The organism is Myxococcus sp. CA039A (assembly GCF_013336645.1).
GTDB classification, from domain to species: Bacteria; Myxococcota; Myxococcia; order Myxococcales; family Myxococcaceae; genus Myxococcus; species Myxococcus llanfairpwllgwyngyllgogerychwyrndrobwllllantysiliogogogochensis.
In genome coordinates this window covers 1-421 of the sequence record NZ_JABUMQ010000808.1, presented here as the reverse complement: position 1 = coordinate 421, position 421 = coordinate 1, and the positions used below count along the sequence as shown (strand labels likewise).

Sequence of the window (421 nt, the reverse complement as noted above, 5' to 3'; positions counted from 1 at the left end):
TCCTTATCGTGGCGGACGTCCCGCTCAGCTCCGGTGCGGCGGCCAGCGCCGGCATGGAGCCCGTAGCCACGCCCGGCGCCGTGTCGCGCGCCCCGGCATGCCACTGCCAGTGCAGCACCTCGCGCATCAGGCACTGCAGGCGGTGCGTCAGCCCCTCCACCTGCCGGGCCAGCGCGCGGCGCCGGCGCAGGCCCGGCAGCGCCTCTTCCTGCACGCGCCGGTCTTCCTGCGCATAGGCCAGCGCCGTCTCGGCCACGATCGCGCGCGCCCGCAGCCGCACCGCTTCGGCCTGCAGATCCTCGATGCGGCGCGCCTGCGCCGCAAGATCGCGGCTGCAGCGCCGCTGCGCGCGGCCGTATTCGGCGAGCAATGCGCGGTGCTCGTCGAGCACCGGTTCCGGAACAGCTTCCATGCCTTCTTC

General features: G+C 74.3%; 1 protein-coding gene. It reads right to left on the bottom strand.

Annotation, left to right across the window (positions count from 1 at the left end):
- Window positions 1–412: hypothetical protein (locus HR086_RS47695; RefSeq protein ID WP_217442281.1), on the bottom strand; the 412-nt coding region annotated here is incomplete at its 3' end.
- Window positions 413–421: the final 9 nt, after the last annotated feature.